The organism is Pseudomonas sp. FG36 (assembly GCF_057809275.1).
Genome location: NZ_JBMDJQ010000024.1, coordinates 12,794 through 25,345, shown reverse-complemented (window position 1 = coordinate 25,345; position 12,552 = coordinate 12,794). Strand labels below are relative to the sequence as shown.

Here is a 12,552-nt window from a genome sequence, read left to right as displayed (position 1 = left end):
CGAGGTACTGCACCGACCCTGTGGGAGCGGGCTTGCCCACGATGCCCGTCAGAACGGCCAGCGATGTTGTCTGGTCCGGCCTCATCGCGGGCAAGCCCGCTCCCACAGGGTCGGTGCTCGTGGTTGACGTTAACGTAAACCTGCCTTCCGGGGCTGTCAATCGGATCATCACCTTTACGTAAACGTAAATCTGCGCCAGAGTATTTGCCGCCTGCTTCAGTCATGCCCAGAACAACCACAAGAAGGGATCACCATGCCTCAACCAAGCTATACCCGCGGCCGTCAGGACCACCCCTTGCTGACCCTGACCATCGGCCAGGCCTTCGATGCCACCGTCGCCCGCCACGGCGAGCGCGAGGCGCTGGTGGTGCGCCACCAGGGCCTGCGCTACAGCTGGCGCGAGCTGGCCGCCGAGGTCGATGTGCAGGCCCGGGCGCTGATGGCGCTTGGGGTGGAGGTGGGTGAGCGGGTCGGTATCTGGGCGCCCAACTGCGCCCAGTGGTGCATCCTGCAGCTGGCCACCGCCAAGGTCGGCGCGATCCTGGTCAACATCAACCCAGCCTACCGGGTGGGCGAGCTGGAATACGTGCTGCGCCAGTCCGGCTGCCGCTGGCTGGTGTGCGCCGGTGCCTTCAAGACTTCCGACTACCACGCGATGGTGCAGGAACTGGTGCCGGATCTGGCCACCCACGCATTGGGCGAACTGACCAGCGAACGCCTGCCCGACCTGCGCGGCGTGATCAGCCTGGCCGCCGAGCCGCCCTCGGGTTTCCTGCCCTGGGCCGCGCTGGCCGGGCGGGCAGGGGCGGTCGAGGTTGACGCCTATCAGGCGCGACAGCAGGGCCTGCAGTTCGACCAGCCGGTGAACATCCAGTACACCTCCGGCACCACCGGCGCGCCCAAGGGCGCGACCCTGAGCCACTACAACATCCTCAACAACGGCTACATGGTCGGCCAGAGCCTGGGCCTAACCGAGCGCGACCGCATGGTGATCCCGGTGCCGCTTTACCACTGCTTCGGCATGGTCATGGCCAACCTCGGCTGCATCACTCACGGCAGCACCATGGTCTACCCCAACGACGCCTTCGACCCGGAGCTGACCCTGCGCGCCGTGGCCGAGGAGCGTGCCAGCATCCTCTATGGCGTGCCGACCATGTTCATCGCCATGCTCGACCATCCGTCACGCCAGGCCATGGACCTTTCCACCCTGCGCAGCGGCATCATGGCCGGCGCCACCTGCCCGATCGAGGTGATGCGCAAGGTGATCGACCAGTTGCACATGGCCGAGGTGCAGATCGCCTACGGCATGACCGAGACCAGCCCGGTGTCGCTGCAGACCGGCCCCGACGATGGCCTGGAACTGCGCGTGACCACCGTGGGCCGCACCCAGCCGCACCTGGAGACCAAGCTGGTGGATGCCGACGGGCGCATCGTCGCACAAGGCGAGATCGGCGAGCTGTGCACCCGCGGCTATAGCGTGATGCTCGGCTACTGGGACAACCTCCAGGCCACCCATGACGCCATCGATCCGGCCGGCTGGATGCACAGCGGCGACCTGGCGGTGATGGACGAAGCCGGTTACGTGCGCATCGTCGGACGCAACAAGGACATGATCATTCGCGGCGGCGAGAACATCTATCCGCGCGAGCTGGAGGAGTTCTTCCATACCCACCCGGCGGTGGCCGAGGCGCAGGTGGTGGGGATTCCGTGCAGCAAGTACGGCGAGGAAGTGGTGGCGTGGATTCGCCTGCACCCGGGGCACAGCGCCACGGCGGATGAGCTGCAGCAGTGGTGCAAGGCGCGGCTGGCACATTTCAAGGCGCCACGGCATTTCCGCTTTGTCGAGGAATTCCCGATGACGGTGACGGGGAAGGTGCAGAAGTTTCGCATGCGCGAGATCAGTGTGGAGGAGCTGGGGGGTTAGCCATGGTCTTGTAGATCAGGTCGACCAGTTCGGCGAAGGTGACGTAGGTTCGCAAGGGCTCAGCGATGACGATGCCGAAGGTTTCCTCCATGATAGCCTGCAACTCCACTAAATCGAAGCTGTCGGCGCCCAGTTCGTCCAGGGCGATGCCGGGGCGGATGTTGTGCAGGCTCTGTTCCAGGAAGCAGGAGAGGAGCCATTGCAGGTGGAAGGCGATGTAGAGGCGTGAGCGCATGCCAAGGGATCGTCAAAGGGTGGTGCTTCTCTGTACGTGGCTTTGCGGGCAGGTGCTACTGGTAGAAATGCCAGGTGCGGTTGAGCCAGGTTTGTGCTGTGAATGCCGGCCCCGCGACGAGGCCGGCCAAGGCGGTCAGATTTGCGCAGTCTTGTCTATCCTCAAGCTTTCACCGGCGGCTCCTGGCTTGGCGGGTCGCCCACCGTCGGCGGCACGGTCGGCTTGATCGGCAGCTCGTCCGGGTCCTCCTCAGGCACCGGCGGCGGCAAGGTCGGGTCGTCGATGTTCGGGTCGGGTGTCTCCGGTGGAATGGGAATGTTCATGGGCCTGGCCTCGCGGGATGAATGAAGAGGTGTCGCAGGCTTTGACCCAAGCCTGCGCCCTGCGCTCATTTTTTTTGAACCCTCGCGCTTGCGCACGGCTCTGAACCCTTACCGCCACCAGCCCAGGGGAGCAAGGTCGATGTCTGGTAACGAGCCGTTCGAAAGCGTGCCGATGGCAGGTGATCACCCGGACCAGGCCATCAGCCTGTCCCAGGCCCTGCTGGCGCCGCGTATCGTGATCGAGGACGCAAGCCCGGTGCTCGACGGCGGCACCTTCGCCGCCAAGGCCGTGCGCGGTCACAAGGTCGATGTGGGCGCCAAGGTCTACACCGACGGCCACGATCGCCTGGCCGTGACCCTGCACTGGCGCCAGGCCCACAGCCGGCGCTGGCACTGCGTGGCCATGCATTCGCCGGGCAACGACCTGTGGCTGGCCGACTTCACGCCTGCCGAGCTGGGCCTGCACCTGTTCAGCATCGAGGCCTGGATCGACCCCTGGGCCACCTATTGCCATGACCTGGAGAAGAAGTATGCCGCCGGCGTGGAGGTAAAGCTGGAACTGGAGGAGGGCCGCCTGCTGCTGGGCAAGGGCATCGAACGCAGCGACGGCTTGCTGCGAGAGCAACTGGCGCAGTTGCAGCAGCGCCTGCCGGGCTTGCCGGTGGATGAACAGGTGAAATTGTTGCTGCACCCAGACGCCGCACGCCTGATGGGGGAGGCCGAGCACCGCAGCTACCTCACCCGCAGCCGCGAATTCCCGCTGGACGTGGACCGCGAGGCGGCCCAGTTCGCCAGCTGGTATGAGCTGTTCCCGCGCTCGGTCACCGACGACCCCGAACGCCACGGCACCTTCGATGATGTGCACCAGCGCCTGCCGATGATCCGCGACATGGGCTTCGACGTGCTGTATTTCCCGCCGATCCACCCCATCGGTATGAAGCACCGTAAGGGCCGCAACAACGCCTTGCAGGCCGAGCCCGGCGACCCCGGAAGCCCTTATGCCATCGGCAGCCCCGAAGGCGGGCACGATGCCATCCACCCGCAGCTGGGCAGCCGCGAGGACTTCCGCCGCCTGGTCGCCGCCGCCGCCGAGCACGGCCTGGAAATCGCCCTGGACTTCGCCATCCAGTGCTCCCAGGACCACCCCTGGCTGCAGGAGCACCCCGGCTGGTTCAGCTGGCGCCCCGACGGCACCATCCGCTACGCGGAAAACCCGCCGAAGAAATACCAGGACATCGTCAACGTCGACTTCTACGCCCCCGAGGCGGTGCCGAGCCTGTGGCTGGCGCTGCGCGACGTGGTGGTCGGCTGGGTCGAGGAGGGGGTGAAGACCTTCCGCGTCGACAACCCGCACACCAAGCCGCTGCCGTTCTGGCAATGGCTGATCGCCAATGTGCGCAGCCAGCACCCCGAGGTGATCTTCCTCGCCGAAGCCTTCACCCGCCCGGCGATGATGGCGCGCCTGGGCAAGGTCGGCTACGCGCAGAGCTACACCTACTTCACTTGGCGCAACAGCAAGCAGGAGCTGCTCGAATACTTCGAGGAGCTCAACCAGCCGCCGTGGAGCCAGTGCTACCGACCCAATTTCTTCGTCAATACTCCGGACATCAACCCCTTCTTCCTGCAGACCTCCGGGCGGGCGGGCTTTCTGATCCGCGCGGCGCTGGCGACCATGGGTTCGGGATTGTGGGGCATGTATTCGGGCTTCGAACTGTGCGAGGGCACACCGCTGCCGGGCAAGGAGGAGTACCTGGACTCGGAGAAGTACGAGATCCGCCCCCGGGACTTCACCCAGCCCGGCAACATCGTTGCCGAGATCGCCCAGCTCAACCGCATCCGCCGACAGAACCGCGCCCTGCAGACTCACCTGGGGGTGGTGTTCCTCAACTGCTGGAACGACAACATTCTCTACTTCGCCAAGCGCACTCCCGAGCGCGACAACTTCATCCTCGTGGCCATCAGCCTCGACCCGCACAACGCCCAGGAGGCCAGCTTCGAGTTGCCGCTATGGGAGCTGGGGCTGGACGATAGCGCCGATACCCAGGGCGAGGACCTGATGAACGGCCAGCGCTGGACCTGGCATGGCAAGACCCAGTGGATGCGCATCGAGCCGTGGCACCAGCCGTTCGGTATCTGGCGCATCGAGAAATCGCGCTAGCCCCGCGATGGGCTTCAAGCTGAACCCTCGGACACAAAGGAGTCCCCAATGGCCAAGCGTTCCCGCCCGGCAGCCTTCATCGACGATCCGCTGTGGTACAAGGACGCGGTGATCTACCAACTGCACGTGAAATCGTTCTTCGACGCGAACAACGACGGCATCGGCGATTTCGCAGGCCTGATCGGCAAGCTCGACTACATCGCCGAACTGGGCGTCAACACCCTCTGGTTGCTGCCGTTCTACCCCTCGCCACGGCGCGACGACGGCTACGACATCGCCGAGTACAAGGCCGTGCACCCGGACTACGGCAGCATGGCCGACGCCAGGCGCTTCATCGCCGAGGCGCACAAGCGCGGCCTGCGGGTGATCACCGAGCTGGTCATCAACCACACCTCCGACCAGCACCCCTGGTTCCAGCGCGCCCGGCATGCCAAGCCTGGCAGCAAGGCCCGGGACTTCTACGTGTGGTCGGACGATGACCAGAAGTACGACGGCACGCGGATCATCTTCCTCGACACCGAGAAGTCCAACTGGACCTGGGACCCAGTGGCCGGCCAGTACTTCTGGCACCGCTTCTATTCGCACCAGCCGGACCTCAACTTCGACAACCCGCAGGTGCTCAAGGCGGTGATCGGGGTGATGCGCTTCTGGCTCGACATCGGCGTCGACGGCCTGCGCCTGGACGCCATCCCCTACCTGATCGAGCGCGACGGCACCAACAACGAGAACCTCCCCGAGACCCATGTGGTGCTCAAGGCGATCCGCGCCGAAATCGACGCCAACTACCCCGACCGCATGCTCCTGGCCGAGGCCAACCAGTGGCCCGAGGACACCCGCCCGTACTTCGGCGAGGGCGATGGCGACGAATGCCACATGGCCTTCCACTTCCCGCTGATGCCGCGCATGTACATGGCCCTGGCCATGGAAGACCGCTTCCCGATCACCGACATCCTGCGCCAGACCCCGGAGATCCCGGCCAACTGCCAATGGGCGATCTTCCTGCGCAACCACGATGAGCTGACCCTGGAGATGGTCACCGACCGCGAGCGCGACTACCTGTGGAACTACTACGCCGAGGACCGCCGCGCCCGCATCAACCTGGGGATTCGCCGGCGCCTGGCGCCGCTGCTGCAACGCGACCGGCGGCGTATCGAGCTGCTCACCAGCCTGCTGCTGTCGATGCCCGGCACGCCAACGCTGTACTACGGTGATGAACTGGGCATGGGCGACAACATCTACCTGGGCGACCGCGATGGTGTGCGCACCCCCATGCAATGGTCGCCGGATCGCAATGGCGGCTTCTCCCGCGCCGACCCGCAGCGCCTGGTGCTGCCGCCGATCATGGATCCGCTGTACGGCTACCAGACGATCAACGTCGAGGCCCAGGCCCACGACCCGCATTCGCTGCTCAACTGGAATCGCCGCCTGCTGGCGGTGCGCAAGCAGCAGAAGGCCTTTGGTCGCGGCAGCCTGAAGATGCTCACGCCGAGCAACCGGCGGGTGCTGGCCTATATCCGCGAATACACCGATGCCGAGGGCAACGTCGAGATCGTGCTGTGCGTGGCCAACGTCTCGCGGGCCGCCCAGGCCGCCGAGCTGGAGCTGTCGCAGTACGCCGACAAGGTGCCGGTGGAGATGCTTGGCGGCAGCGCCTTCCCGCCCATCGGCCAGCTGCCGTTCCTGCTGACGTTGCCGCCCTATGGCTTCTACTGGTTCCTGCTGGCCAGCCACGACCGCATGCCCAGCTGGCATATCCAGCCCAGCGAGGGCCTGCCCGAGTTGACCACCCTGGTGTTGCGCAAGCGCATGGAGGAACTGCTCGAGTCGCCGGCCCGCGAGACGTTGCAGGCAGCGATCCTGCCGCAGTACCTGCCCAAGCGCCGCTGGTTCGCCGGCAAGGAAGGGCCGATCGACCAGGTCCGCCTGCGCTATGGCGTGCGCATGGCCACCCCGGCGTTGCCGGTGCTGCTTGGCGAACTGGAGGTGCACAGCGAAGGCGTGGTCACCCACTACCAACTGCCCTTCGGCCTGCTGCCGGAGGAGCAGATCAATGCCGCGCTGCCCCAGCAGTTGGCGCTGTCGCGGGTACGCCGTGGGCGGCAGGTGGGGCTGATCACCGATGCCTTCGTGCTCGAACCCTTCATTCGCGCTGTGCTCCAGGGCTGCCAGGACGGCCTGCGGTTGGCCTGTGGCGATGGCCTGGGCGAGTTGCGCTTCCACAGCACTGAGCAGTTGGCCGCGCTGCAGCTCGATGAGCAGAGCGAGGTGCGCTACCTGAGCGCCGAGCAGTCCAACAGCTCGGTGGTAGTCGGTGGCAGCCTGGTGCTCAAATTGATTCGCCGGGTCAATCCGGGCATTCACCCAGAGCTGGAAATGAGCGCCTACCTGACCGCCGCCGGCTTTGCCAATATCTCTCCGTTGCTGGCCTGGGTCAGCCGCGTGGACGACAGCGAGCAGTCGCACCTGCTGATGATCGCCCAAGGCTACCTGAGCAACCAGGGCGATGCCTGGGACTGGACGCAGAACACCCTGGAACGGGCGATCCGCGACCAGATGGAACCCGCCAGCATTGAGCAGGAGGCGCACACTGATGCCCTGGCCGAGCTGACCGGTTTTGCCGCCTTGCTCGGCCAGCGCCTGGGCGAGATGCACCTGCTGCTGGCCGCGCCGAGCGACGACGAAGCGTTCCGTTCACGCCCGAGCGACGCCCGCGACAGCGAGCGTTGGAGCCGCCAGATCAGTGCCGAGCTGAGCCATGCCCTCGACCTGCTCGCCCAACACCGTGACACCCTCGACAGTGACAGCCAGGCCCTGGTCGACGACCTGCAGCAACAGCGCGAAGGCCTGCAGCAGCATGTCGACAATCTCGCCCGCCAGGCACAGGGCGGGCTGCTGATGCGGGTGCACGGCGACCTGCACCTGGGCCAGGTACTGGTGGTACAGGGCGACGCCTACCTGATCGATTTCGAGGGCGAGCCGGCGCGGCCGCTGGATGAACGTCGGGCCAAACACAGCCCGTACAAGGATGTCAGCGGTGTGCTGCGCTCCTTCGACTATGCTGCTGCGATGATCCTGCGCAGCGCCTCGGCGGTAGACCTCTCCGAGGCGGCGCGCCAGGCCCGGCAGCGGGTCGCCCGGCAGTACCTGCACCAGTCGCGCCATGCCTTCGTCGAAGCCTACGGGTTGGCCACCGCCGCCATGCCCCACGCCTGGCAGCAGGCCGAGGGCGAGCGCGCCGCACTGGAGCTGTTCTGCCTGGAGAAGGCCGCCTACGAAATTACCTATGAAGCCGAGAACCGGCCAAGTTGGCTGGCCGTGCCTTTGCATGGCCTGCATGGACTGATCAGTACCTGGGGAGAGTCATAAATGAATGCAACCACGCGTGACAACGGCGGCCTTCGGCAACGGGACTTCGATGCCCTGGCCCGCGCCGAGCACGCCGACCCGTTCGCCGTACTCGGCCCGCACCCTGATGGTGCGGGCGGCCAGTTCATCCGGGCCTTCCTGCCCAGTGCCCTGAGCGTGCGCGTGCTGGCCCGCGACGACGGCCGGGTACTCGCCGAGATGCGCCAGGGTGGCGTGCCCGGGCTGTTCACCGCGCACCTGGACCAGGCGGCCCCCTACCTGCTGCAGATCGGCTGGGCCGGCGGCGAACAGGTCACCGAGGACCCTTACAGCTTCGGCCCGCAGTTGGGCGAGATGGACATGTACCTGTTTGCCGAGGGCAACCACCGCGACCTGTCCGGGCGTTTCGGCGCCCAGCCGACCGAGGTGGATGGGGTTGCCGGGGTGTGCTTCTCGGTCTGGGCGCCGAATGCCCGACGGGTGTCGGTGGTGGGCGAATTCAACAACTGGGATGGCCGCCGCCACCCCATGCGCCTGCGCCATGGCGCCGGGGTGTGGGAGCTGTTCGTGCCGCGCCTCGGCGTGGGCGAGACCTACAAGTTCGAAGTGCTCGGCCAGGACGGCGTGCTGCCCCTCAAGGCCGACCCCCTGGCCCGCGCCACCGAACTGCCGCCGAGCACCGCGTCCAAGGTGGCCGGCGCCCTGGCCCACGAATGGCGCGATGGCCATTGGCTGGAACACAGGGCCCAGCGCCACGCCTACAGTGCGCCGCTGTCGATCTACGAGCTGCACGCCGGCTCCTGGCGCTGCGAGCTGGACGACGCCGGCGAGGTCGCCCGCTACTACAACTGGCGTGAACTGGCCGAGCGCCTGGTGCCTTACGTGCAGGAACTGGGCTTTACCCATATCGAGCTGATGCCGATCATGGAGCACCCCTTCGGCGGCTCCTGGGGCTATCAGCCGCTGTCGCTGTTCGCCCCGACCTCGCGCTATGGCAGCGCCGAAGACTTCGCCTTCTTCATCGACGCCTGCCACCAGGGCGGCATCGGCGTGATCCTCGATTGGGTGCCGGCGCATTTCCCCACCGACGAGCATGGCCTGGCGCGTTTCGACGGCACCGCCCTGTACGAATACGACAACCCCCTGGAAGGCTTTCACCAGGACTGGAACACGCTGATCTACAACCTCGGCCGCAACGAGGTGCGCGGTTTCATGCTGGCCTCGGCGCTGCACTGGCTCAAGCACTTCCATATCGATGGCCTGCGCGTGGACGCGGTGGCCTCGATGCTCTACCGCGACTACTCGCGCAAGGCCGGCGAATGGGTGCCCAACCGCCACGGCGGGCGCGAGAACCTCGAGGCCATCGACTTCATCCGCCACCTCAACAGCGTCGCCGCCCATGAAGCACCAGGCGCGCTGATTATCGCCGAGGAATCCACCGCCTGGCCCGGCGTCAGCCAGCCGGTGCAGCAGGGCGGCCTGGGCTTCGCCTACAAGTGGAACATGGGCTGGATGCACGACACCCTGCACTATATCCAGAACGACCCGATCCACCGCACCTATCATCACAACGAGATGAGTTTCGGGCTGATCTACGCCTATTCCGAGCACTTCATCCTGCCCATTTCCCACGACGAAGTGGTGCACGGCAAGCATTCGCTGATCGACAAGATGCCCGGCGATCGTTGGCAGAAGTTCGCCAACCTGCGGGCGTACCTGACGTTCATGTGGACCCATCCGGGCAAGAAACTGCTGTTCATGGGCTGCGAGTTCGGCCAGTGGCGCGAATGGAACCACGACCAGCAGCTGGACTGGTACCTGCTGCAGTACTCCGAGCACCAGGGCGTGCAGAAGCTGGTGGCCGACCTCAACCGCCTGTACCGCGACCTGCCCGCGCTGCACGAGCAGGACTGCCAGCCCCAGGGCTTCCAGTGGCTGATCGGTGACGATGCGCACAACAGCGTGTATGCCTGGTTGCGCTGGAGCAGCCAGGGCGAGCCGTTGCTGGTGGTGGCCAACTTCACCCCGGTGCCGCGCGAGGGCTACCGCATCGGCGTGCCGTTTGGTGAGCACTGGGTGGAGCTGCTCAACAGCGACGCCGAGCTGTATGCTGGGTCGAACGTGGGCAATCTCGGGGCGGTGGTCGCCGATGAGCTCCCCAGCCATGGCCAGCCATTGTCGCTGGCGCTGAACCTGCCTCCGTTGGGGGTGCTGGTGATGAAGCCGGCCTGATGTGTCGACTGTCCTGGCCTCATCGCCGGCAAGCCGGCTGCCACAGAATGCTATCCCTGTGGGAGCCGGCTTGCCGGCCATGAGGCCGAGCCTGCCTACCAGCGCATCCGCACGCCAAGGCTGCCGATCAGCCCATTCAGGTCATTGTCATCCACATCGGAGCTGTAGTCGGCGCTGACGAACAGCGCCACGTTCGGCGTCACCCGGGCCACCAGGCCCAACCCCAGTTCCACCGTGGCGGCGCTGCGCGAGCTGGAGATCTTGTCCACCTGGTCCAGCTTCACCGGGTCGGCGTTGCTGAAGTCGTACCAGACGTTGGTGCGCACATAGGGTTCGATGGGCATGCCACGCACCTCGTAGCGCGCCGACAGCTTGGCACCGACCCGGCCGCTCCAGCTGGGTTGGCTATCGAAGGCCTGCAGGGTTTCTTCCTGCACCTGGCTGCCGGGGAAGAACTGCTGGTTGATCAACTGCGCCTGGGGCTCGATCACCCAGCCGGCGCCCAGGCCGATGGGGAAACCGCCCTCCACCGAGAAGGTCATCGCGTGGCCGCTGTCGTCGAGGCGCTGGCCGGCCTGGGAGCGGCCGTTGACGTCGATGCGCGTGCCCATGGCCACGGCGTCCACGTGCCAGCCCTGCTCGTGAGTCATGCTCCAGTACACGCCGAGGCTTTCGCCACTGAGGTTGACCGCGTTGCGCTGCTTGTCGCCAAGCAGCGGGCGCATGCCGTTGAAGGTGCTCTGCAGGTTGTTGTGGCCGACGAAGATGCCCGCGCGGTGCACATTGCCCGCGTTGGTTTCACGCACGAACAGGTCCGGGCCGATCACCATCTGCTGGCTGGGTGCCTCCACCTGTGCCGGTGGCTGGGCGCCCTGGCGCGGCGTGCCGGGGAAGAACTGCGCCCACTGGCTGGCGATGTGTTCGTTGTCGAGTTGGCCGTGGCGCTCGCCCATGCGTTCGGAAAAGGCGTTGAGCATGCCCTGGCTCAGGCCGCTGGCGCTGACCGGGTCGAGCGATAGTCGCGGCACCTCGGGCTGCGCCAGGAAGGGGGCGAAGGGTTCGCCCTCCTGCAGTTCGAACGCGAAGGTTTCCACCGGGGTTGCCAGGAGCAGCGACGTGGAAACCGCACAGAAAAAAGCGTCGAAGCGCGAGGGATTCGAGGTGCTTTTCATGGCGGATCTCCTGTTGTTGTGTGAAGTAAACAGCCCGATACCTGGCCTGATGTCACGAGCTGTACGACAAGAACAGGGGCGACTCAAACCAGCGCGCCAGCTTCTTGGAACGCGCACGAGGGCGCGAGCTAGAGGCCCGGCACGAGATTTTCCATCTGGTGATTACTGTTCAGCTAAGGAGAGGACGGCGCTTGCGTCAAGAAAGCGTGAAATGATCGCGACACTCCTGTTTGACTAGTTAACTTGTTGAATAATGACAAGTTTCAAGCCGGTATATCGACAATGGTGATTTCCCGCCGCGTGGCTATGCCGAATCGTTGCTACAACCGCACTTCCACCGCCAGCGGCAGGTGATCGGACAGGTGGGTCCAAGGCTTGTTGCCGAGGATTCTCGGCGCGTGGCTGTCGGCATTGCGCAGGTACACGCGGTCCAGGCGCAGCAGGGGCAGGCGGGCGGGGTAGGTGCGGGCGAGCAGGCCATGGTGGCGCTCGAACGCCTCGTGCAGGTCGCGGTGCAGGCGCAGGGTGCGGTTGCCGCGCAGCTGCCAGTCGTTGAAGTCGCCGGCGATGATCACCGGGGCGTCGGCGGGCAGGGCGTCGAGCAGTTGGCGCAGCAGGTGCAATTGCTTCTGCCGGTGCCGTTCGAGCAATGACAGGTGCACGCAGATCGCATGCACCTGGCGCTGGCCGGGTACGTCCAGCACGCAGTGCAACAGGCCGCGGCGCTCGGGGCCGGTAATCGACACGTCGAGGTTGCGGTGCTCGATGATCGGGTACTTGGACAGCAGCGCGTTGCCGTGGTGGCCGTCGGGGTAGACCGCGTTGCGGCCGTAGGCGAAGTCGCTCCACATGCTGTCGGCGAGGAATTCGTACTGCGAAGTCTGGGGCCAGCCGGGGTAGCGCGCGGCGTGACGGTCGTGGCTGCCGAGTACCTCCTGGAGGAACACGATGTCAGCACCAGTGCTGCGCACCGCCTCGCGCAGCTCCGGCAGGATGAAGCGTCGGTTGAAGGCGGTGAAGCCCTTGTGGGTGTTGACCGTCAGCACCTTGACCCGGTGCACGGCCGGGGCCTGGCTGACGCTGGCGAAACCTGGACTGCCGGCTTCGAGGTTCACGACCGCTCCTGTTCAATGAGGGCTGCGCAGCAGCCCCAGGTTCAACTG

8 protein-coding genes are annotated in these 12,552 nt (G+C 65.9%); 4 read left to right on the top strand and 4 right to left on the bottom strand.

All coding sequences use genetic code 11. The features are described 5' to 3' along the window. The first annotated feature begins 253 nt into the window (after positions 1-253). Positions 254-1,924 (top strand): AMP-binding protein, encoded by a 1,671-nt coding sequence (locus ACODS9_RS18235; protein ID WP_489094428.1) that lies wholly within the window; start codon positions 254-256, stop codon positions 1,922-1,924. Here the strand turns inward: ACODS9_RS18235 and ACODS9_RS18230 are convergent. Together ACODS9_RS18230 and ACODS9_RS18225 are read right to left on the bottom strand one after the other, a co-directional pair. Further along, entirely contained in the window at positions 1,899-2,159 is a 261-nt protein-coding gene (locus tag ACODS9_RS18230) for an acyl carrier protein (protein ID WP_401105819.1), read from the bottom strand. The two genes, ACODS9_RS18235 and ACODS9_RS18230, sit on opposite strands and share 26 nt — an antisense overlap. 161 nt (positions 2,160-2,320) lie before the next feature. Continuing rightward, positions 2,321-2,482, bottom strand: coding sequence for a hypothetical protein (locus ACODS9_RS18225; protein WP_167388392.1), 162 nt, complete (start codon positions 2,480-2,482; stop codon positions 2,321-2,323). 139 nt (positions 2,483-2,621) lie between these two features. Between ACODS9_RS18225 and ACODS9_RS18220 the strand changes: the two genes are divergently transcribed. Genes ACODS9_RS18220 through glgB form a run of 3 tightly spaced genes read left to right on the top strand, consistent with a single transcriptional unit; the run spans position 2,622 to position 10,217 of the window. Next, the gene (locus ACODS9_RS18220) at positions 2,622-4,640 is read left to right on the top strand and encodes an alpha-1,4-glucan--maltose-1-phosphate maltosyltransferase (RefSeq protein ID WP_489094427.1); all 2,019 of its coding nucleotides are present in this window, start codon (positions 2,622-2,624) and stop codon (positions 4,638-4,640) included. A gap of 48 nt (positions 4,641-4,688) precedes the next feature. Next, entirely contained in the window at positions 4,689-8,006 is a 3,318-nt protein-coding gene (treS, locus tag ACODS9_RS18215; protein ID WP_489094426.1) for a maltose alpha-D-glucosyltransferase, read from the top strand. Continuing rightward, a complete protein-coding gene (glgB, locus tag ACODS9_RS18210) occupies positions 8,007-10,217 on the top strand; it encodes a 1,4-alpha-glucan branching protein GlgB (protein ID WP_489094425.1) in 2,211 nt (736 codons plus the stop codon). Positions 10,218-10,312: 95 nt separating this feature from the next. Here the strand turns inward: glgB and ACODS9_RS18205 are convergent, their stop codons facing one another. Further along, positions 10,313-11,389: an autotransporter domain-containing protein gene (locus ACODS9_RS18205; RefSeq protein ID WP_046856289.1), complete on the bottom strand. Its 1,077-nt coding sequence runs from the start codon at positions 11,387-11,389 to the stop codon at positions 10,313-10,315. Between the two features lie 320 nt (positions 11,390-11,709). Further along, positions 11,710-12,504: an endonuclease/exonuclease/phosphatase family protein gene (locus ACODS9_RS18200; protein ID WP_367856544.1), complete on the bottom strand. Its 795-nt coding sequence runs from the start codon at positions 12,502-12,504 to the stop codon at positions 11,710-11,712. Positions 12,505-12,552: the final 48 nt, after the last annotated feature.

Coding starts and splice junctions, on each gene's coding strand:
- ACODS9_RS18235 (WP_489094428.1), top strand. CDS start 254: ATGCCTCAACCAAGCTATACCCGCGGCCGTCAGGACCACCCCTTGCTG.
- ACODS9_RS18230 (WP_401105819.1), bottom strand. CDS start 2,159: ATGCGCTCACGCCTCTACATCGCCTTCCACCTGCAATGGCTCCTCTCC.
- ACODS9_RS18225 (WP_167388392.1), bottom strand. CDS start 2,482: ATGAACATTCCCATTCCACCGGAGACACCCGACCCGAACATCGACGAC.
- ACODS9_RS18220 (WP_489094427.1), top strand. CDS start 2,622: ATGTCTGGTAACGAGCCGTTCGAAAGCGTGCCGATGGCAGGTGATCAC.
- treS (WP_489094426.1), top strand. CDS start 4,689: ATGGCCAAGCGTTCCCGCCCGGCAGCCTTCATCGACGATCCGCTGTGG.
- glgB (WP_489094425.1), top strand. CDS start 8,007: ATGAATGCAACCACGCGTGACAACGGCGGCCTTCGGCAACGGGACTTC.
- ACODS9_RS18205 (WP_046856289.1), bottom strand. CDS start 11,389: ATGAAAAGCACCTCGAATCCCTCGCGCTTCGACGCTTTTTTCTGTGCG.